Raw genomic sequence first — 19,626 nt, forward strand, 5'->3', positions numbered from 1 at the left:
GAAGCCCGGGGGGGGCTCTAGATCTTCCGGCAGGCCCTGAGGGAGCGCCGCCTTAAGGCGCTCTCGGGATCCTCTCCCTTCTCCACGAAAAGCCCCACCAGATGCCAAAGCGCCTCCTCGAGGTCCCCCTTTTCCAAAGCCTGCCTAAGCCCCTCCTCGCTCCCCCGGTCCAGGCCCCTCTTCTGGAGGTTATAGGCCCGGAGGAGGGTGGGCAGGGCCTTGGGGCCGCAGGGGTCTTCCTCCTTCCCCTCTCCCGCTTTGAGCTCGTCCCAGCGGGCCTTGACCTCCTCCGGGGTCTCGGCCCTGGCCTCCCCAAAGACGTGGGGGTGGCGGCGGATGAGCTTTTCCACGATGCGCCTCTCCACCTCGGCGTAGGTGAAGGTGCCCTCCTCCTCGGCGATGGCGCTGTGGAAGGCCACCTGGAGGAGGACGTCCCCAAGCTCCTCCGCCACCGCCTCCGGGTCCCCCTTCAGGATGGCGTCCGCCGCCTCCCCCGCCTCCTCCAGGAGGTAGGGGACCAGGCTCTCGTGGGTCTGGGCCCGGTCCCAGGGGCATCCCCCGGGGCCCCGCAGGCGGCGCATGACCTCAAGAAGCCGCTCCATCCCTCCCATTCTCCCTCAAGAGGAGCCCCCCCGCCAGGGAGAGGCCCACCAGGAGGAGGGAGAGGGGATCCAGGGGGGCCCTTTCCAGGACCAGCCCCCCCTCCCCAGGGGCGGGGAGGCCCGTGGTCCGGGTGAGGAGGAAGAGGAGCAAGAGCACCCCGACCAGGTACCGCCCCGCCCTGGGCCATCCCGGCCCCAGGCGCACCTCCAGAAGGGGCAGGAGGAGGAGGGCGAGGCCATAGCCCAGCTGGAGGGCCAGGAGGACCATGAAGAGGAGGCCGTACCAAAAGCCCGGGCTAATGAGGGCCAGGGCCGGGTCCCTTTGGCGGAAGAGCTCCCCGCAAAGCCCCCCGCCCAAGGGGGTCTCCCCCAGGCCCAGAAGCTGGAGGAAAAAGGGGAGGATGAGGAGCAGGGCAGCCAGGCGGTGCACCCTCGCCATACTACCGGTCCCGCCGGGCGAAGACCAGGGCGGCCAGAAGGGTCAAGAGAACCCCGGAGAGGGCGAGGTGGAGGAGGCCCACGAGGGCCCCCACCGTCCCCAGCCTCTCCGCCACCAGATGGCCCACAGGCCCGGTGAGGACCGGGGCGTTCAGGCCTGCGAGGAGGCCCACCCGGTGGACCTCCTGGGGGTTCAGGAGGAGGGCCAGGGTGAGGAGGCCCTCGAGGGGGTAGTCCCTAAGCCGCACGGCCAAGGCCACCACCAAGGGGCCGTAGAGGACGTTCAAGAGGCCAAAGAGGCCGAAGCCCAAGGCCAGGGCCCGCCTTTCCTCCAGGAGGAGGGCGGCGAGGAGGGCGCTCACCCCCAGCCAGAAGAGGAGGAGGCCCGCCCCGGAAAGGAGGAGCCAAAGGCCCGCCCCGGGGGAGAGGCCCAGGAGCCCCGCCCCTAGGAGGAGGCCGAGGAGAAGGGGCGGAAAGAGGCCCAGGAAGACCCCCAGGGTCCCTTCCAGGAGGGCCCTGAAGGGCCGGGCGGGGAGGCCGAGGAGGAAGGCCCACTCCTCCCGGGAGGCCAAGAGGGGCACCGAGAGGGCCAAGACCAGGGGGGGAAGGAGGAGGGAAAGCCCCGAGTAGAGGCCCACCAGCCCCACCCCCTCTCCCCGGCCCTGGAACCCCAGGGCCAGGAGGGGCGGCAGGAGGAGGAGGCCCGCGGTCCAGGGGTTGCGGGCCACCTCCTTGAGGAAGAGGGGGGTCATACTCTTTCTTCGCTCTGCCAGCTTAGAAAAGCCTCCCAGGAACACCCTCTGCCGGTGCCCCCATGCTGGCCCAAGCCAGCATGGGGTGGTATCACGGCTTAGGGGGAGGGGGGAAGAAGTCCGTGGGGACCCAGGTGCGCTTCTCCCCCTCCTTCAGGGCCTCCCTCCAGGTGAGGACCCGGCCGCCCCGCCTCTCCGGGCGCTCCTTGAGGTGCCGTTCCAGATTTTCCCGGCTCTTGAAGGCCAAAAGCCCCGAGCCCATGGGGGTGCGGATCTGGGGGTTGTGGTAGAGGAGGGCCTTGTCCGCCTCCACCCAACGGGGCTGGGTCCGGGTGCTTTCCAGGAAGTCCACCAGGTAGACCTCCTTGGCCTTGAGCTCGGGCCCGCCCCAGCCGTTGAGCTGGTCCAGGAGGCAGGCGGGGTCGTCGTAGAAGAAGGCCTTGCCCTGGGGGTTCACTGCCTGGGCGGCGTAGCGGGCGTCCAGGATGGTCATGAAGCAGTAGGGGCAGGCCTCCACCCCCACCCTGAGGGCCCTAGGGGCAGAAAGGGCCTTCGGGAGGAGGGGGAGGGCCAGGAGGGCCAAAAAGCGGCGGCGTTCCATGGGTTCACCTCCACTCTACCAAGAAGGCCACCCCGGAAGGTCCCGGGGTGGCCCAAGATCGGGTCAGCGTCCCTTGGGAACGGTGTATTCCCTGGGGTCAAGGACGGCTTCCTTGGAGTGGAAGAACTTGGAGAAGGTTTCGTTGATCTCCAAATCGCCTATCTTGCCCCGCACCCTCCAGACGTAGTTCCCGCTCACCCCGGGGATGAACCAGCCCCGGTAGTACCCGGGCTGGCGGTGAGCCGGCCGCAGGTCCACCTGGAAAGCCTCCCCGTTGGGGGCGATGATCTCCACGATGAGGGTCTTTTCTAACCCTTCCGCAGGCTTGTCCCCTTCCGTGACCCTAAGGTCCAAGGAGTTGGGAAAGCCGGCGAAGGCGGGGTTGTAGAGGAAGCCGATCACGATCCTGTAAGGTCCCACTTGACGGCTCTCGTGGGCCAGAACCGAGGTGGCCAGGGCCACGAGGAGAACGATCAAGAACCCCTTAAGGTAGGAGATGTGCATGAGGACCCTTCTTAGTGGCTATGGTCGTGCCCGTGGTCTCCCTTCCCTCCCAAAAGCCCCGCATGCCGGGCCAGGAGGGCGACCAGGTTGGCCTCGGGCAGGGGGGCGAGGTCTAAGAGGGTCTGGAAGGTGAAGAAGTTCTGCCTGCCGTGCTGGGCCCTGTGGGCCTCGGCGAAGGCCCGGGCCCGGTCGGGGTCCCTGAAGGCTAGGAGGCGGGCGTTCATCACCACCATCAACCTCTCCCCCCAGTAGAAGGTGGCCTGCCGGGCGGGGACCAGGCGCACGCTCCCCTGGGGGTTCTGGGGATCGTAGCCCCCCCGGTCCGTGACGTAGAAGGTGGTCCCTTCCCCGTCCTTCAGGCCGTGGACCCAGGCGTAGTTCACCATGCAGGCGATGCTCTCAAAGTGCAGGGCCTCCACGGTCTCCTTGGGGTTGTGGGGGGCGGGCCTTTTCTCCTTGAAGGCGATCTGGCTGTAGGTCTGCTCAAAGAAGCCCTTAGGGAAGGTGCGGCCCCGCCACTGCCCCTCGGGGGTCTTGATGGGCATCTCGCAAAAGCCGCAGGCGCCCGCGTCCCAGGGAATGGGCTTGGGGGGGACCAGGTCGGCCCCGGAGGCCATCCCCCCGGGGCTCCCGTGCCCTCCGTGGTGGGCCAGGGCTTGCGGGGCCAGGACCAGACCGCCCAAAACCGCCAAAACCTCACGCCGCGTCTTCGCCATAGACTACCTCCATTAGCCAGGGGAGGCGCTCTCCCCTTGGGCCCAAGACCTCTTCCGGGGGGCCTTCCTCCAAAAGCTTCCCCCCCTTGAGCAGGAAAAGCCGCTGGGTTAGGGAGGCCTCCTTCAGGTCGTGGAGGGCGAGGAGGGCCACCCCTTCCCCTTTGTCCCGTACCCAGTTCCAGAAGCGCTCCTGGCCCTTAGGGTCCAGGGCGGCGGTGGGCTCGTCCAGAAGCCAGATGGGAGGGTTCCCCATGAGGGCGGCGGCGATGGCCAGGCGCTTTTGCTGCCCTCCGGAAAGCTCCCCCACCCGTTTACCCAAAAGGGGCTCAATCCCCATCCGGAAGGCGGCCTCCTCCAGGGCACCCTGTCGCAGGCCCTTCACCCTCCTGGCCCCTTGGAGGACCTCGAGGGCCTTCAGGTGGGGGAGGAGCCTGGGGTTTTGCGGCAGGTAGGCCCTTAGGGCCAGGACCCCGGGGTCCCTGGGGGCTTTGCCCAGGAGGAGGGCCTTGCCCCCATCCGGCCGCAGCCTGCCGGCCAGAATGGCCAAGAGGGTGCTCTTCCCCGCCCCGTTGGGCCCGAAGAGGCCCACCACCCCCCTCTCCGCTTGGAGGCTTACCCCGAAGAGCCTTCCCCGCTTTTCTAAACCCTCCACCGCCACCACAGGACACCTCCCAGGAGCCCCAGGAGAAGGGGGCCCACCCGGACTCCTTCTTCCCTCGGCAAGGGCTTGGGCTTGGGGTCGGCCAACGAGAGGAGCCTCAGGCCCGGGACCTGGCCCTCCACCCCCTCCCATAGCACCACCCCCGGGGAGAGGGCGAAGAGGGAGAGCTCCGGCTGCCGGGCCAGAAGGAGGGCGAAGCTGGAGGCGGGAAGGTGAGGAACGGGAAGGCCTGGGGCCCGGTCGTAGGCGTTGCCCTGGACCTCCGCCTTGGCCTCGGGGTCGTCCACCAGGAGGTCGTAGAGGTTCCCCAGGAAGGCGTTTTCCACCACCCGGGCCGAGTTCCCCCCCCGCTCCCGGGTGATGCGGAGGGCGGTGCCGTTTTGCCGGAAGCGGTTTCCCACCACCCTCACCCCTTGGGCGTCCATGAGGACCAGGCCCAGGGTGTTCCCGCCGAAGACGTTCGCCGCCACCTCCGTCTCCCGCTCGTCCTGGAGCAAAAGGCCGTAGCCGAGGGGGGTTTTGTGGTCCAGGAGCAGGTTCTTGACCACCCGGTTCCCTGCCCCGTGCATGACGGCGTTGCCCACGGCGTTCCCCTGGCTCAGGTTGCCCTCCACCCGCACCCCCCAGGAGAACATCACGTGGAAGCCGTAGCGGCCGTTGGCCTCCAGGAGGTTCTCCTGGATGCGCGCGCCGGGGCTGTACTCCACGTAGATGGCGTCCATGTAGCCCGAGAGGTGGCTTCCCTCCACCGCCGCCTCCTTGCTCCGGTAGAGGAGGACCCCGGGAGATTGGCCGAGGCCCTGGGCCCTCAGGCCCCGCACCAGGGCTCCGGGGGAGTCCTCCACCCGCACCGCCGCGGGGGCCTTTTCCACCTCCACGTCTTCCAGAAGGCACCCCGCACACCCCTCCAGGTAGATGGCGGCGTGGGGCTCAAAGAAGTCGTCCTCTGGGCCTGCCCCCACCACCTTGAGGCCCCGCACCCGGATGCCCGGGGCCAGGAGGCTCAGGGTGTGCCCCCTTTCCCCGTAGAGCACCGCCCCCTTCCCTTCCACCAGGAGGCCTGGGGTGGTGAGGACCAGAGGGCCCCTCACCTCCCCGGAAAGCCTCAGGACCGGGCCGGCCGAGGCTAGGGCCAGGAGGGGCAGAAGGCCCAGGGTGCGCATACACCCTCAAGGTAGGGGCGGGGGGTGGGACTTTTGTACTTTTGCCCCTGGCCTCGGTGTCCCAGGATACAAAGAGTACATTCGTCCCTCGAGGCCCCGTAGACTGGTAGCTATGAGGCGCCTCCTTCCCATCTTCCTCCTTTTCCTCCCCGCCTGGGGCCAGGTGGTGGCGGAGCCAGGCTGGGTGCGCCTGTTGCCTCCGGTGGTGCGGGACACCGCAGCCTACCTCACCCTGGAGAACCGGGGGAGGACCGCGGTAAGGCTCCTTGGGGCCGAAACGGAGGTGGCGGAGCGGGTCTCCTTGCACCGGGATCACAGGGAGCACAGGGGGGGGCATACCGTGCTGGGCATGCGCCCCCTGCCCTACGTGGAGATCCCTCCGGGGGGCCGGGTGGCCTTCAGGCCCGGGGGGTACCACCTGATGCTAGAAGGGCTAAAGCGGCCCCTGAAGGCGGGGGAGAGGGTGGAGATCGCCCTCCTTTTCCAGGGGGGCCTGAAGCTTAAGGTAACCCTGCCTGTGGAGATGCGATGAGACGCTTTTTCCCGGTCCTTTTGGTCTTGGGGCTCCTCGCCTTGGGCTACTTTCTCCTGCCCAAGGGCCCCCACAGCTTCTTCGGCACCCGGCTCCTCAACCCCAGGCCCGTGGACTTTGTCCTGGAGGGGCCCAAGGGCCCCGTGCGCCTGGCGGACCTCCAGGAGGAGTTGGTCCTCATCTTCTTCGGATTCGTGCGTTGCCCGGACGTCTGCCCCACCACCATGCTGGCCCTCAGGCGGGCCTACGAGGCCCTTTCCCCCAGGGAGCGGGCCCGGGTCCAGGTGATCTTCATCAGCGTGGACCCCGACCGGGATCCCCCCCACATCGCCGACGAGTACGCCAAAGCCTTCCATCCCGACTTCCTGGGCCTTACGGGGAGCCCGGAGGCGGTCCGGGAGGTGGCCCGGAGTTTCGGGGTCTACTACCAGAAGACCCAGTTCCGGAGCCCCGAAGACTACCTGGTGGACCACACGGCCACCACCTTTGTGGTTCATGGGGGGAGGCTGGTGCTCCTCTTCAGCCCCGACAAGGTGGAGGCCACGGAGAGGGTGGTAGCGGACCTCCGCGCCCTCCTGTAGCCTGGAGGCTAGATGGACTCCAAGGGGCTTGGGGAGAGGGGCGAGGAGGTGGCCCGATCGCTGGCCCAAGAGGCGGTTCAAGAAAGGGCGGCTAGCCCGATGCGGTGGAGAAGCGCCTGGAGGAGGCCAGGGGCCGCCCGGTGGAGCTGGACAAGGATGGCATTCCCGACGGGCTGAACAGGGTTTCCCAAGCCGCAGCTGCCAAGGCCAAGGGGGCGCCCCCCAAGGGACGCCCGAGCAGGGGCCAAGGGGCCTAGGCGGCTGTCCATGGCCTTACTCCACCGTCCCGAAGGTGGATACGTCCCCGTTGCCCTCCCCCTGGCTTTCAGGAATGACCCCCTTTAGGGCCACGAAGACCATGGCCCCTGCGGCGAAGGCCATGGGGTAGGGGAGGAGGGCGGCACCCGGGTTACCCAAAGCCCTCCCTGGACTGCGCCGATGGGCCCCACGATGGGGGGGAGCTACCCGTAAAACCGGGCCGGGCCTGCCCTTACCCCTGCCCGCTTCAAGGGCCAGGCCACCGCCAAGCCCTTGGGGGTGTTGTGCAGGGTGATGGCCAGGACCTGCAGGGTAGCGCGCCGCCAGGGAACGCGCGTCCCCTCCCTGGCCTCCATGGGAAACCCCAGGTGCAGGTGGGGAAGGAGGTGGTCCAAAAGCCTCATGGTTACGCCCCCTGCCAGAGGCCCGACCGCAGCGGGAACCCAGGGGAGTCTGCATTCCGGGGACCAGGGGGGAGAAGGCGCAGAAAGCATCACCCCGGCGGTGGAGCCCAGCATCCCGTCCATGGGCTTGCGGCTAGGCTCCTGGGTGAGGGAAGCGATGGCCGCCCCTAAGGCGGTGAACCCCCGGGCCAGGAGGCCGCCCAGAAGGGTGTAGGGCGGGGGATCTTCCACGGCGGGTATTTAGGCAAGCCTAAATCCTCCGTCAAGCCCCCCATGGAGTATCCTGGGATCAGGTATGCTGGACAAGCTTTTGCGCTTGGAGGAGGAGTACCGTGAGCTGGAGGCGCTGCTCGCTGACCCGGAGGTCCTAAAGGACCCGAAGCGCTACCAGGCCCTTTCCCGGCGCTATGCCGAGATGGGGGAGGTCATCGCCCTCATCCGGGAGTACCGCAAGGTGCTCCAGGACCTGGAAGGGGTGGAAAGCCTCCTCGAGGACCCCGAGCTCCGCGAGGTGGCCAAGGCGGAGAAGGCCGAGCTGGAGGTCCGCAAGAAGGAGCTGGAGAAGGAACTGGAGCGCCACCTTCTGCCCAAGGACCCCATGGACGAGCGGGACGCCATCCTGGAGATCCGGGCCGGCACCGGCGGGGAGGAGGCCGCCCTCTTCGCCCGGGACCTCCTGGAGATGTACCTGCGCTTTGCCGAAGAGATGGGCTTTGAGACGGAGCTTCTGGACTCCAACCCCACGGACCTGGGGGGATTTTCCAAGGTGGTCTTTGAGGTGCGGGGCCCCGGGGCCTACGGCACCTTCAAGTACGAGAGCGGGGTCCACCGGGTACAGCGGGTCCCAGCCACGGAGACCCAGGGGCGCATCCACACCTCCACGGCCACGGTGGCCGTTCTGCCCAGGGCGGAGGAGGCCGACTTCCAGCTCAACATGGACGAGGTCCGCATCGACGTGATGCGGGCCTCGGGGCCTGGGGGCCAGGGGGTGAACACCACGGACTCCGCCGTGCGGGTGGTCCACCTGCCCACGGGCATCATGGTTACCTGCCAGGACTCAAGGAGCCAGATCAAAAATCGGGAGAAGGCCCTCATGATCCTCCGTAGCCGTCTCCTAGAGATGAAGCGGGCCGAGGAGGCGGAGAGGCTCCGCAAGACCCGACTCGCCCAGATCGGCACCGGGGAGCGCTCGGAGAAGATCCGCACGTACAACTTTCCCCAGTCCCGGGTCACGGACCACCGCATCGGCTTCACCACCCACGACCTGGAAGGCGTCCTCTTGGGCAAGCTCCAGCCCCTTCTGGAGGCCCTGAAGCGGGCTGACCAGGAGCGCCAGCTGGAGGCCATGGCGGAAGCGTGATGCGCCGGGAGATCCTGGTGGTGGCGGCCATCCTCCTGGACCGCCAGGGGCGGGTCCTCCTGGTGGGGAACGATTGGGGGCGGAAGGGCCTGGTGCGCTACACCCTCCCCGGGGGCACGGTGGAACCCGGGGAGACGGTCCCGGAGGCCTTGGTGCGGGAGGTGCGGGAGGAGACGGGCCTAAGGGTGAAGGCCATTGAACACCTGGCCTATGTGATCCAGGTGGAGGACCGCCGCAGGAACGAGCGCACCCTCGCCTTGGCCTTTAGGGCCAGCTACGAGGGGCTCCTGAACCCGAGAGACCCCGACGGCCACATCGTGGAGGCCCGCTTCTTCACCCCACAGGAGGTGGCGGCCAGGCTTTCTAGCCACCGCCCCCTGCAAGAGCCCTTGCTGGACTACCTTCGGGGGGAAAGGGGCCGCTTCTACGCCTATCCCGGGTGGGGTGCCGAGGGGACGCGGGTCTAGGGGCCAAGTTTGCGCTTCAGATAGGCCATGAGCTCCTCCAGGGCTTTGCGGAGGGCCCTTTGCTCCTCGGCCAGGGCCTCGAGGGGGTCCTTGGGGAGGTCCAGGCCGGAGAAGGTCTTGAAGAGCAGGGTGGCGTTGCCGCACCGGGGGCAGGCGATGCCCTCGGGACGGACCGAGGGGGCGTAGAAGATCCGGGTGCTGCACCGGGGGCAGAGGAGGTACTTGGCCCCCAGGGCTTCTCCCCTGCGCACCTCTTGGGCCAGCTCCAGGGCTTCCTCGCGGGGAAAGCCCAGGAAGTGGTCTTCCCCTACCTTGATGGGGCCTGGGCTCTCCTCGGTAACCTTGAGGTCGCCCAGCCTGCCCTCGGGGACCTCCCAGGCGGAGCCATTCCAGCGAAAGTGGCGCAGGTGCTTCCTCCCTTCCTGGTCCTCGATCTCCACGATGAGCTGGAGCTTGGGGTCCTTGGGGTAGTAGTAAAAACGTACTGCCTGGACTCCAGAAAGGGCCTGGTTGCGGGGAAGGGTGTAGGCCAGGGGTCCCTCCCCCCGGGCGGGGTAGCCCACCAGGCGCTCCAGGTCATAGATGGTGAGGCCGGGGCGCTTTGCATCTCCATAGAGGAGGCGCTCCAAATACTTGAAGGCGGCCTCCAAACCTTGGTCCATAGCAAAAGTTTACCCTGGGAGAGGCTCCCAGGGTAGTTGAGCTAAGGCTTAGGGCCAGGCCACGCAGTAGGGCTTTAGGACCGCATACCTTCCGCCCCCATACTGGGAGAGCATGGCCTCCTGGACCCCCTTTTCCGGCCACAGGTAGTCCACCACCAGGGGGGCGTCCTCGTTCAAAGCCCCACCCAGATTCCAGGGCCCCGCCTCCTTACCCACGGGGCGGAAGTGGTCAGGGCCGTAGCCGTCCTGGCTTCCTACCAGGACGTAGAAGCAGACCCTCTGGCCCGGGATGGGGTTGAAGTACTTCTTGTCCACCTGGAGGATGACCTGCTTGTCCGCAGGGTTGCTGGCCACCACGATCCCGTCCGCAGTGTCGGTGCCGTCGGGAAAGCCCACCCGCTGGCCGTACTGGGGCCAGCCCGCCGCTTTGAGGAAGAGGTCCCAGGGGTGCTCAGGGTCAAAGGCCACCCTGGCCCCCTTGGCGAAGGTCTCCGTCCTGCCGCCCTCCTTGTAGTCTATGTAGACGTTGATGAGCTGGTGGCTGAAGCCCGCAGGGGCGCCCCAAGGGTTGGTCATCTCCTTGAAGGTGAAGACGAAGGTCCAGGTGGCCCCGCCGTCCAGGATGCGCATCTCCAGGAGGTCAAAGAGGCCTTGGAAGGGGGCGAAGGCGCCCTCCTTGGGGTAGGTGTAGGTGCCAGGGCCATACTCGTCCCCCTCGGGGTCCTTGAGGACCAGGGCCTCCTTCCCCGCCAGGCGCTGGGGCAGGGCCAGGGCCAGGGGGTTGCCGTTCGGGGCGGTGTCCAGGATGCGCCCTTCCTTTTCCAGGACCACCGCCAGGCGGAGGGTGTCCCCCGCCTCCGCCTTGAGGGTGGTGTAGGGGATGCGCATCTCCACCACCTCGTCCAGGAAGGCGCGGCGGCCTGCCAGATCCGCAGGGGAGCTGGCCAAAACCCAGGCCCCTTCCCGGTAGGCGTAGCGCACCAAGACCGCCTGGCCCTCCTGGACCTGGTTGAAGTCCAGGGTGATCCGCTGTTGCAGGGGGAAGCCCAAGGAGACCTCCCCCTCCTCGGGGAAGGCAGCCCCGCCCTCCCCCCTCGGGATGGTGGCGTAGACGTGCAAGCGGTACCCCTGGCCCACCAGGTCCCTGGCCCTGACCCCGTCCCGGAGGTCCACCCTGAGGTAGACGTTCTGCTCGTCAAACCCCAGGTAGAGGGCCTGGATGAGGTCGTCCGGGGTCTGCATGGTGGTGCCATCGGGGTCGGGGAGGTAGGCGGCACCCCTCCACTCCTCTGGTTCGGCCCGGCCGTCCAGGGTAGGCTTCACCCTTCCCGGGGTGCCTTGCACTTGGGCGGGGGGGCGCACGGCGATGTAGAGCTCCTCCGGGGGCTTCTGGCCCAGGGTTTTGTAGACCGCCTGGAGGATGGCGCGGAAGGCCTCGTCAAAGAGGGGATGGTTGGGGAAGCCGGTGTCCTGGCCGTACCACCAGAACCAGTCGGAGGCCTGGGCGGCGTAGATGAGCCCCATAGCCCTTTCCGCCACCTGGGGGTCCCCGCCCTGGGCCTGGTAGGCCAAGACCGCCTGCCGGGCCCGGCTTAGGCGATCCCAGGCCTCGTTTTCCTCGGGTTCCCCGGCCCACATGGCGAAGTCCCCAGCCCAGCCCCCGGTGCCCAGCCGGGCGATGGGGAGGGTGGGAAGGTCTAGGACCTCGGAGAAGAGCACGGTCTTGAGGGTGCCCTTCTTCTGCTCCTCGGTGAGGCGCCTATAGAGGAGGCGGAGGAAGTCGTTGCCGTTATTCGGGTAGTGCTCCCAGGCGTTTTCCCCGTCCAGGGCGATGGTGAGCACGGCCTCGGGGTTTTGCCCGATCACCTGGCGGCGGATCTCCAGGAGGGTGCCGATGAAGTCCTCCACCGCCCGCTCGGCGGGCATCTGGCTGTAGCTGAAGCCGATCCGGTCCGAGAGGTCCCGGTGCCGGAAGAAGAGGACCACCCCCTTGCCCTCCTTCTCCACCCGGTAGAGCCGGGTGAGGGTGGCGGGGTTCACGGGGAAGCCGCTTCTGCCCAGGATGGCCTCGTCCGTCACCAGGAAGCCGATGCCCTCCTCGGCGTAGAGCTCGGCGGCCTTCTGGCTCACGGCCCCCTCGGGGGGCCACATGCCTTTGGGGGCCTTGCCGAAGAGCTTTTGGAAGTAGTCCCGCCCCGCCCGCACCTGCCAGGCGGCGTCCTCGGGCCAAGCGATCTCCTCCTTGGGCAGGGCCAGGGCGGGGTTGGACTCGCGGATGGCCTCCTTGTCCAGGAGGATGGGCAGGATGGGGTGGTAGTAGGGGGTGGTGATCAGGTCAATCTGGCCCCGCTCCCAGAGCGCCTTGTGCAGGGGCAGGATGGTGGCCATGAGCTCCAGGTGCTTCCCTAGCACGTAGGCCAGGTCTTCCTGGGTGAACCCCCGGTCCTTGCGGTAGAGGGCCTTTAGGCCTGGGTCCCGCTCAATGTAGTTCACGTTGATCCAGTAGAGGTTCCAGAGCACCCGCAGGTCCTCGAGGTCCTGGTCGCTGAAGGTTTCCCCCCGGGTTTTCTTGGTCTGGAGCTCCTTGTAGCGGGGGCTTTTTTCCACGAAGCGGGGGTTGATGTCAAAGAAGCGCTCCACGATGAAGGTCCGCTCCTCCGGGGAAAGCTCCTTTAGGGGCTTTTCCGAGACCCGCCAGTAGGCGTCCTTGGCCCTCCCTGAGAGGTAGTCCTCTATCTGCTTGAGGAGGGTGGAGGTGTAGTCAAAGGTGACCTTGATTTCCGGATACTCCTTGAGCACTTCCGCCATCCACGGGTAGCTGTTCACCCCGTGCATGCGCACCCAGGGCCCCTCGTACTGCCCGGTGACGGGGTTCTCGTAGGGGGGTTGGTGCTGGTGCCACAGGATGGCCACCTTGAGGGGCTGGGCCAGGGCGAGGCCTAGGGCTATGGCCAGGGTGGGGAGCCATTTATACCACCCCATGCTGGCCCAAGCCAGCATGGGGGCCCCGGAAGAAGGTCCCCGGGAGGTTTTTCTGAGCTGGCAGAGCGAAGAAAACAGTAAGAAAAGGGTATTACCCATCCTCCTACCTCCTTTTGGACCTCGTGGAAGAGGTTCCATTCCTTCGCCCATAGCCTACCACAGGCGCGATAATGAGGGGGTCATGGCCTTGCTCTTTACCCCTTTGGATCTCCGCAGCCTCCGCCTCAAAAACCGCCTGGCCATGTCCCCCATGTGCCAGTACTCGGCCACAGGGGAGGGCCAGGTCACGGACTGGCACCTCCTCCATTACCCCACCCGGGCCCTGGGCGGGGTGGGGCTCGTGATCGTGGAGGCCACGGCGGTCCTCCCCGAGGGGCGGATCAGCCCCTTTGACCTGGGCCTCTGGTCCGAGGAGCACCTCCCGGGCCTTTCCGAGCTGGCCCGCCGCATCCGGGAAGCGGGGGCGGTGCCGGGGATCCAGCTCGCCCACGCCGGGCGTAAGGCGGGAACGGCCAGGCCCTGGGAGGGGGGCAAGCCCCTGGGGTGGCGGGTGGTGGGGCCAAGCCCCATCCCCTTCGCCGAGGGCTACCCGGTGCCGGAGGCCCTCACGGAGGAGGGGATGGCCCGGATTCTGGAAGCCTTCGTGGCGGCGGCCAAGCGGGCCCTTAGGGCGGGCTTCCAAGTGGTGGAGCTCCACATGGCCCACGGGTACCTCCTCTCCTCCTTCCTCTCCCCCCTCTCCAACCAACGGGACGACCTCTACGGAGGAAGCCGGGAGAACCGCATGCGCTTCCCCCTCCTGGTGGCGGAGGCGGTGCGGGAGGCGATCCCTGAAGAACTTCCCCTTTGGGTGCGGGTCTCGGCCACGGACTGGGCGGAGGGGGGGTGGGCCCTCGAGGACACCTTGGCCTTCGCCGAGGCCCTGAAGGCCCTGGGGGTGGACCTCCTGGACCTCTCCAGCGGGGGGGTGGTGCCGGGGGTGCGGGTGCCCGTGGCCCCGGGCTTCCAGGTGCCCTTCGCCGACGCCGTGCGGAAGCGGGTGGGCCTGGCCACGGGGGCGGTGGGGCTCCTCACCACCCCGGAGCAGGCGGAAACCATTCTCCAAGCAGGAAGCGCTGACCTCATCCTCCTGGGCCGGGTCCTCCTCCGGGACCCCTACTTCCCCTTGCGGGCGGCCCAGGTCCTGGGGGCGGAGGCCCCTATTCCGCCCCAGTACCTGCGGGGCTTTTGATAGGCTTGGGCCATGAAGGCCATTAGGGTGCACCAGGTGGGCGGGCCGGAGGTCTTAAGGCTGGAGGAGGTCCCCGTCCCCGAGCCGGGCCCCGGGGAGGTCCTGGTCCGGCTCCAGGCTATCGGCGTCAACTACATCGACATCTACAAGCGGAAGGGGCTTTACCCCATGCCCCTCCCCTTCACCCTGGGGGAGGAAGGGGCCGGGGGGTGGAGGCGGTGGGGGAGGGCGTGGCGGGGGTGCGGGCAGGGGACCGGGTGGCCTTCGCCAACGTCCAAGGGTCTTACGCGGAGTACCAGCTGGTGCCCGCGGAGAGGCTGGTCCCCGTCCCCGAAGGGGTGGACCTGAGGCTGGCGGCGGCGGCCCTCCTCCAGGGGATGACCGTCCACTACCTCCTGGAGAGCACCTACCCCGTGCGCCCCGGGGACCAGGTTCTGATCCACGCGGGGGCTGGGGGCGTGGGCCTGCTCTTCATCCAGTGGGCCAAGCGCAAGGGGGCCACGGTCTACGCCACCGCCAGCACCCCTGAGAAGCGGGCCCTATGCCTAGAGGCCGGGGCGGACTACGCCCTTCCCTACGAGGGCTTCGCCCAGGCGGTGAAGGCCCTTTCCGGGGGCGGGGTGGATGCGGTTTTTGATGGGGTGGGGAAGGACACCTTTGAGGGGAGCCTGGACGCCCTCCGTCCCCGGGGTATCCTGGTCCTCTTCGGCCAGGCCTCGGGGCCCGTTCCCCCCCTTGACCCCCAGGTCCTGAACCGCAAGGGAAGCCTCTTCCTCACCCGCCCCACCCTTCACCACTACACGGCAAGCCGCAAGGAACTCCTCTGGCGGGCGGGGGAGGTTTTCCGGGCCCTTAGGGAGGGGTGGCTTAGGGTGCGGATTGGGGCCGAGTTCCCCCTGGAGAGAGCCCAGGAGGCCCACGAGGCCCTAGAGGGGCGGAGGACCGTGGGCAAGGTCCTCCTCATCCCCTAGGAAGCGGGCCCGCCAGGCCCCAAGCCCCTCCTCGGGGAGGCCCGCTCCCCGCACGGTGCAGGCCAGGGCGGCCAAGGCCGTGGCCCCCTTAAGGATTCCTTCCAGGGTTTCCGCTTCCAGGGTGGAAAGGTTCCCCTTGCCGAAGCCCCTTTTCCATAAGAGGGCTAGAAGCCCCGCGGTGAAGGTATCCCCCGCCCCCACGGTGTCCACCACCTTCACTTTCTCCCCCGGGACCCGCACCTCCACCTCCCCCAGGAAGGCCACCGCCCCCTCGGGGCCCAGGGTGAGGACCTTGAGGGCAGGGGGGAGGCGCCGCACCCCCTCCAGGGGGCCTTCGGGAAAGAGGAGGCGGGCGTCCTCCAGGGAGAGCTTGAGGAGGTCTACCCGCTCCAGGTATCCCCCAATCCAGTCCCGTTCCTCTGGCCCCGGGGGGCTTCGCAGGTTGGGGTCGTAGGAGAGGAGGGCCCCTTCCGCCTCCCTGAGGAGGGCCTCTAGCCCTTCCCGGGTGCGGGCCTCGAGGGTGAAGAGGGAGCCGAAGTGGAGGCCCCAAGCCCCCCTCACCCCGCCCGCCTCGGGCCGGTAGGGGGCTTGGAAGGGGCGGTGGAAGCTGTAGTGGGCGTTCCCCTTTTCGTCCAGGCGCACCAGGGCCAGGGGCATGGGGGCGGGGTGGCGGAAGAGCCTGGGCTCTAGGCCCTGCCTCGCCATCTCCCCCTCGCACCAAAGGGAAAGCCAGTCCGTCCCCACCTCGGAGAAGAAGCGCACGGGAAGGCCCAGCCGGGCCAGGGCGCTCGCCGTGTTGAGGACCGAGCCCCCCGGCACCCCTGTGAAGCGCAAGGGGTCTTCCTCCTCCAGCACCAGGTCCACCAGGGTTTCCCCCACCAGGGCCAGCATGATGCCCCACTGTACACTCCGGGGCAGGGGGTGTGGTACAATCCGGCGCAACGCTTAGGGAAAACGTCTTTGCCTCGTGCGACGAAGCCTTTATGGGAGGTGCAGGATGCTTGGAGGATATGCCCACAAGCTTGCCCGTATTGACCTGACCACCGGCCAGGTGGAGTACTTCGCCCCCGATCCCAAGGACCTGGAGATGTACGTGGGGGGACGAGGCCTTGGGGTGAAGTACGTGTACGAGAACGGCCCCCAGGTGGACTCCCTGGGCCCGGAGAACCTCCTTTGCATCATGAACGGCCCCCTTTCCGGCACCCGCGCCAAGATGTCCGGGCGGCTGGCGGTGGTCACCAAGAGCCCCCTCACCGGCACGGTTACCGACAGCCACATGGGGGGCTGGACCGCGGCCAAGCTGAAGTGGGCGGGGTTTGATGGCCTCCTCATCAAGGGGGCCTCGGAGAGGCCTGTCTACCTCCTGGTGGAGGACGGGGAGGTCTCCATAGAGGACGCCTCCGACCTCTGGGGCAAGACCACCCACGAGGTCCACCGCATCCTCCGCGAGCGGCACGGGGAGGAGGCCGACGTCATGGCCATCGGCCCCGCCGGGGAGAACCTGGTGCGCTTCGCCAACTGGATCAACAACGATGAGCGGGCCGCAGGCCGCGGGGGCACGGGGGCGGTGGCGGGGAGCAAAAAGCTGAAGGCCATCGTGGTGGTGGGCAAGCAGGACAAGATGCCCCAGCCCAAGGACCCCGAGCTCTGGCGGGAGGCGGACCGCCTGGCCTCGGCCACCATCAACGACCCCAAGAACGTGACCGCTCCCAAGAAGGGCGGGCTTTCCCTCTACGGCACCAACGTCCTCATGAACATCACCAACGTCATGGGGGCCCTGCCCACCTACAACGCCCAGCACACCTGCATTGAAGGGGCGGAGAAGATCTCCGGGGAGTACATCCGCGAGCACCGCCTCATCCAGGACAACACCTGCCACGCCTGCCCCGTGGCCTGCAAGAAGATGGTGGAGGTCCACGTGGACGGCAAGACCATCCGCTTTGAGTCCTACGAGTACGAGTCCGCCTGGGCCTTGGGGGCCCACGCGGGCCACACGGACACGGACTGGACCGGCTACGCCATCTACCTCTGCAACGCCTACGGGATGGACACCATTGAGGCGGGCAACGCCATCGCCGTCCTCATGGAGGCCACGGAGAAGGGGTACTACCATGGGGAGGACGGGATCCGCTTTGGGGACAAGGAGGGGGAGGCGAGGGTCCTCGAGGCCATCGCCCACCGCCGGGGCGTGGGGGACATGCTGGCCGAAGGTCCCGCCCGCTTCGCCAAGGCCATCGGCCACCCGGAGATCGCCCTAGAGGTCAAGGGCCAGTCCATCCCCGCCTACGACCCCCGGGGCCTCAAGGGCATGGGCATCGCCTACGCCACCTCCAACCGCGGGGCCTGCCACCTAAGGGCCTATACCCCTGCCTCGGAGATCCTGGGGGTGCCCTACAAGACCGACCCCCTGGCCTGGCAGGGCAAGGGGAAGCTCACCAAGCTCTTCCAGGACCTCTCCGCCTTCACCGATTCCCTGGACCTCTGCAAGTTCAGCCAGTTCGCCGAGGGGCCGGAGGAGTACGCCAAGCAGCTTTCCGCCTACTGGGGCCGGCCCGTGACCCCCGAGGAGATCCTTAAGATCGGGGAGCGCATCTACAACCTGGAGCGCCACTACAACAACCTGGCGGGCTGGGCCGAGGGCTCGGACTACCTGCCCGAGCGCTTCCTCCAGGAACCCTCGGACTGCGCCGGCTCTAAGGGGCAGCTCACGGAGCTGGACCTCATGCTGGAGGAGTGCTACCGCGAAAGGGGCTGGGAGCGGGGCGTGGTGCCCCCGGCCAAGCTCCTTGAGCTTGGCATCCTCTCCCAGGCGGCGGACTAAGCACCCCACCGCGGCGAAAGCCGCGGTGGGGACCCCGAAAGGGCCTCGCCAAAGCCCCTACCCGGATACCCGTCCATGCCCAAGGTGAACCTCTACGCCACCTTCCGCGACCTGGCGGGCACCTCCCAGGCTTGGGTGGAGGGCTGCACGGTAGGGGAGGCCCTGAAGAACCTCGTGGCCCGCTACCCCCCTTTGGGGCCGGAGCTCTTTGAAGGGGGGGAGCTCTTGGAGCGGGTCTCGGTCTTCCTCGAGGGCCGGGACGTGCGCTACCTGATGGGCCTGGCCACCCCCTTGGGAGAGGAGGCCACCTTGGACCTCTTTCCCCCGGTGGCGGGGGGTGGACGGTTCGGCCAGGTTTTTGGGGCCCTTCCCCCTTGGCTCCTGGAGGAGTACCTGCGTTCCTGGGGCGGGGAGAGGGAGGCCGAGGGGGTCTTTCGCCTCCCTGGGGCCCGGGTGCGGTTTTGTGAGGCACCCCCCTTGGAGGCGGGCGGCCTCGCCACCTGCCAGCTCCGGGTGGAAGTGGAGGGGGAGGCGGCCAAGGCTTGGTTCCGGCGGATCGCCCTCGCCGCTAGCCGGGGAGGAGGTTAGCCTTAAGGGCATGGAGGCCCTGGAGACCTTCCTGGCCCTTTTCCGGGAGGGGCGGTACTTCGAGGCCCACGAGGCGCTGGAAGAGGCCTGGCAAAGGGCTCGAGGGGAGGAGCGGCGCTTCCTCCAGGGCCTCATCCTCCTAGCGGCGGCCCTCCACCAGGAGGCGGAGGGCAGGAACGGCCTGCGCAACCTGAGGAAGGCTGAGGCCAGGCTCCAGGGCCTCTTTTCCCCCTACCTGGGCCTGGACTGGCGGCCCCTATTGGAGGAGGCCCGGCGTAGACTTGGGGCGTGAAGGCAGAGGTTTTGGTCTACCGCGGGCCGTGGGTGGAGAACCGGCACCGGGTTTCCCTGGCGGTCTACGGCGAGGAGGGGCTTGTGGCCTGTGCGGGGAACCCCGCCATGGTGAGCTACCTGCGCTCCTCGGCCAAGCCCTTCCAGGCCCTGGCCCTTTTCCTCACCGGGGCCGTGGAGCGGTTTGCCTTGGGCGAGGAGGAGATCGCCCTGGCCACCGCCAGCCACGACGGCACGCCCCGCCACGTGGGGGTGGCCGCCCGCTTCCTAGGGAAGCTGGGCCTGGGCCCTGAGCGCCTGGTCTGCGGGGTCCATCCCCCCTTTTCCAAGGAGGCCCGGGAGGCCCTGCAAAGGGCGGGGGAGAGGCCCACCCCCCTCCACCACAACTGCTCGGGCAAGCACGCGGGGATGCTGGCGGCCGCCCTGGCCCTGGGGGCCTCCCCGGAAGGGTACGAACGCCCCGAGCACCCGGTCCAGGAGCTGAACCGGAAGGCCCTCCAGGACCTTTCTGGGGCCGAACCCCTGCAGGCCACGGATGGGTGCGGCGTCCCTACCTTCGCCCTGCCCCTTGCCCGGGCGGCCCGGGCCTTCTACCTGCTGGCCCGGCCGGACCAAGCCCCAAAGCCCTATGAGGAGCCCCTCCGCCGGGTGGGGGAGGCCATGCGCCGCCACCCCCATCTGGTGGCGGGGCCAGGGAGCATAGACACCCTCCTCATGGAACGCCTTCCCCTCCTGGCCAAGCGGGGGGCCGAGGGCTACCATGGCTTGGCCCTTCTGGATAGCCCTAGGGGGCCCTTGGGCGTGGCCCTCAAGGTGGAGGACGGCTCCACCCAGGCCCGGGAGGTGGCGGTGGTGGCCCTCCTTAGGGCCTTGGGCCTCGAGCCCGGCCCCACCCCCTGGGACCGGCCCGAGGTGCAGAACCACCGGGGCCTGGCCGTGGGGCACCTCGAGGCCCGGCTAGCGCTTTCCTGGATCTGAGGCCCGCCCCTTCACTGATCCCCTCAGCGCCTTCTGCGGCCTTCTGATCCAACTGAACTGGGG

At 68.2% G+C, this 19,626-nt stretch carries 22 protein-coding genes and 1 pseudogene; 10 read left to right on the forward strand and 13 right to left on the reverse strand.

Annotated features, from left to right (window positions below):
* Window positions 1-17: 17 nt before the first annotated feature.
* From ATI37_RS07845 to ATI37_RS07880, 8 genes are all read right to left on the reverse strand, one after another.
* Entirely contained in the window at window positions 18-611 is a 594-nt protein-coding gene (locus ATI37_RS07845) for a MazG family protein (RefSeq protein ID WP_117237869.1), read from the reverse strand.
* Complete coding sequence (locus ATI37_RS07850; protein ID WP_408646657.1) at window positions 586-1,032, reverse strand: hypothetical protein; 447 nt, start codon at window positions 1,030-1,032, stop codon at window positions 586-588. Before ATI37_RS07850 ends, ATI37_RS07845 begins: the two co-directional genes overlap by 26 nt.
* Window positions 1,033-1,042: 10 nt before the next feature.
* Window positions 1,043-1,792: a hypothetical protein gene (locus ATI37_RS07855; RefSeq protein WP_117237871.1), complete on the reverse strand. Its 750-nt coding sequence runs from the start codon at window positions 1,790-1,792 to the stop codon at window positions 1,043-1,045.
* 91 nt (window positions 1,793-1,883) lie between these two features.
* Entirely contained in the window at window positions 1,884-2,393 is a 510-nt protein-coding gene (locus ATI37_RS07860; RefSeq protein WP_117237872.1) for a nitrous oxide reductase accessory protein NosL, read from the reverse strand.
* A 63-nt stretch (window positions 2,394-2,456) separates the two neighbouring features.
* On the reverse strand, window positions 2,457-2,897 hold the full coding sequence (locus tag ATI37_RS07865) for a hypothetical protein (protein WP_117237873.1): 441 nt from the start codon (window positions 2,895-2,897) through the stop codon (window positions 2,457-2,459).
* Window positions 2,898-2,908: 11 nt separating this feature from the next.
* Window positions 2,909-3,613, reverse strand: coding sequence for a nitrous oxide reductase accessory protein NosL (locus tag ATI37_RS07870; RefSeq protein ID WP_117237874.1), 705 nt, complete (start codon window positions 3,611-3,613; stop codon window positions 2,909-2,911).
* Window positions 3,594-4,274 carry an ATP-binding cassette domain-containing protein gene (locus tag ATI37_RS07875; protein ID WP_117237875.1) on the reverse strand — a complete coding sequence of 227 codons (681 nt, stop codon included), beginning with the start codon at window positions 4,272-4,274 and terminating at the stop codon, window positions 3,594-3,596. The genes ATI37_RS07870 and ATI37_RS07875 overlap by 20 nt, the downstream gene beginning before the upstream one ends.
* On the reverse strand, window positions 4,253-5,437 hold the full coding sequence (locus tag ATI37_RS07880; protein WP_117237876.1) for a NosD domain-containing protein: 1,185 nt from the start codon (window positions 5,435-5,437) through the stop codon (window positions 4,253-4,255). The genes ATI37_RS07875 and ATI37_RS07880 overlap by 22 nt, the downstream gene beginning before the upstream one ends.
* Before the next feature lie 112 nt (window positions 5,438-5,549).
* Here ATI37_RS07880 and ATI37_RS07885 point away from each other — a divergent pair, with 112 nt between their 5' ends.
* Window positions 5,550-5,969, forward strand: coding sequence for a copper chaperone PCu(A)C (locus ATI37_RS07885; protein ID WP_117237877.1), 420 nt, complete (start codon window positions 5,550-5,552; stop codon window positions 5,967-5,969).
* A complete protein-coding gene (locus ATI37_RS07890; protein ID WP_117237878.1) occupies window positions 5,966-6,550 on the forward strand; it encodes an SCO family protein in 585 nt (194 codons plus the stop codon). Before ATI37_RS07885 ends, ATI37_RS07890 begins: the two co-directional genes overlap by 4 nt.
* Window positions 6,551-6,823: 273 nt before the next feature.
* Here ATI37_RS07890 and ATI37_RS12585 read toward each other — a convergent pair whose 3' ends face one another.
* On the reverse strand, window positions 6,824-6,967 hold the full coding sequence (locus ATI37_RS12585) for a hypothetical protein (protein ID WP_332871155.1): 144 nt from the start codon (window positions 6,965-6,967) through the stop codon (window positions 6,824-6,826).
* A 44-nt stretch (window positions 6,968-7,011) separates the two neighbouring features.
* On the reverse strand, window positions 7,012-7,212 hold the full coding sequence (locus ATI37_RS12590; protein WP_332871156.1) for a hypothetical protein: 201 nt from the start codon (window positions 7,210-7,212) through the stop codon (window positions 7,012-7,014).
* A gap of 295 nt (window positions 7,213-7,507) precedes the next feature.
* Between ATI37_RS12590 and prfA the strand changes: the two genes are divergently transcribed.
* On the forward strand, window positions 7,508-8,572 hold the full coding sequence (prfA, locus tag ATI37_RS07900) for a peptide chain release factor 1 (protein WP_117237879.1): 1,065 nt from the start codon (window positions 7,508-7,510) through the stop codon (window positions 8,570-8,572).
* Complete coding sequence (locus ATI37_RS07905; protein ID WP_117237880.1) at window positions 8,572-9,039, forward strand: NUDIX hydrolase; 468 nt, start codon at window positions 8,572-8,574, stop codon at window positions 9,037-9,039. The genes prfA and ATI37_RS07905 overlap by 1 nt, the downstream gene beginning before the upstream one ends.
* On the opposite strand, the gene ATI37_RS07910 is transcribed toward ATI37_RS07905, so the two are convergent.
* Both ATI37_RS07910 and ATI37_RS07915 read right to left on the reverse strand, forming a co-directional pair.
* On the reverse strand, window positions 9,036-9,701 hold the full coding sequence (locus tag ATI37_RS07910) for a hypothetical protein (protein WP_117237881.1): 666 nt from the start codon (window positions 9,699-9,701) through the stop codon (window positions 9,036-9,038). The genes ATI37_RS07905 and ATI37_RS07910 overlap by 4 nt on opposite strands.
* A gap of 48 nt (window positions 9,702-9,749) precedes the next feature.
* The gene (locus tag ATI37_RS07915; protein ID WP_117238563.1) at window positions 9,750-12,683 is read right to left on the reverse strand and encodes a glucodextranase DOMON-like domain-containing protein; all 2,934 of its coding nucleotides are present in this window, start codon (window positions 12,681-12,683) and stop codon (window positions 9,750-9,752) included.
* Between the two features lie 181 nt (window positions 12,684-12,864).
* On the opposite strand from ATI37_RS07915, the gene ATI37_RS07920 reads away from it, so the two are divergent.
* Window positions 12,865-13,914, forward strand: a complete 1,050-nt coding sequence (locus tag ATI37_RS07920; RefSeq protein WP_117237882.1) for an NADH:flavin oxidoreductase/NADH oxidase — start codon at window positions 12,865-12,867, stop codon at window positions 13,912-13,914.
* A gap of 12 nt (window positions 13,915-13,926) precedes the next feature.
* A pseudogene (locus ATI37_RS07925) lies at window positions 13,927-14,885 on the forward strand (quinone oxidoreductase family protein).
* Here ATI37_RS07925 and ATI37_RS07930 read toward each other — a convergent pair.
* Window positions 14,841-15,776 carry a carbohydrate kinase family protein gene (locus ATI37_RS07930; protein WP_117237883.1) on the reverse strand — a complete coding sequence of 312 codons (936 nt, stop codon included), beginning with the start codon at window positions 15,774-15,776 and terminating at the stop codon, window positions 14,841-14,843. The pseudogene ATI37_RS07925 and the gene ATI37_RS07930 sit on opposite strands and share 45 nt — an antisense overlap.
* Before the next feature lie 106 nt (window positions 15,777-15,882).
* On the opposite strand from ATI37_RS07930, the gene ATI37_RS07935 reads away from it, so the two are divergent.
* From ATI37_RS07935 to ATI37_RS07950, 4 genes are all read left to right on the forward strand, one after another.
* Complete coding sequence (locus tag ATI37_RS07935) at window positions 15,883-17,706, forward strand: aldehyde ferredoxin oxidoreductase family protein (RefSeq protein WP_117237884.1); 1,824 nt, start codon at window positions 15,883-15,885, stop codon at window positions 17,704-17,706.
* A gap of 75 nt (window positions 17,707-17,781) precedes the next feature.
* Window positions 17,782-18,294 carry a ubiquitin-like small modifier protein 1 gene (locus ATI37_RS07940; RefSeq protein WP_117237885.1) on the forward strand — a complete coding sequence of 171 codons (513 nt, stop codon included), beginning with the start codon at window positions 17,782-17,784 and terminating at the stop codon, window positions 18,292-18,294.
* Between the two features lie 10 nt (window positions 18,295-18,304).
* Window positions 18,305-18,586 (forward strand): DUF309 domain-containing protein, encoded by a 282-nt coding sequence (locus ATI37_RS07945; protein ID WP_117237886.1) that lies wholly within the window; start codon window positions 18,305-18,307, stop codon window positions 18,584-18,586.
* Window positions 18,583-19,563, forward strand: coding sequence for an asparaginase (locus ATI37_RS07950; RefSeq protein WP_117237887.1), 981 nt, complete (start codon window positions 18,583-18,585; stop codon window positions 19,561-19,563). Before ATI37_RS07945 ends, ATI37_RS07950 begins: the two co-directional genes overlap by 4 nt.
* Window positions 19,564-19,626: the final 63 nt, after the last annotated feature.

This window comes from Thermus sediminis, assembly GCF_003426945.1.
In the GTDB taxonomy this organism is placed as follows: Bacteria; Deinococcota; Deinococci; order Deinococcales; family Thermaceae; genus Thermus; species Thermus sediminis.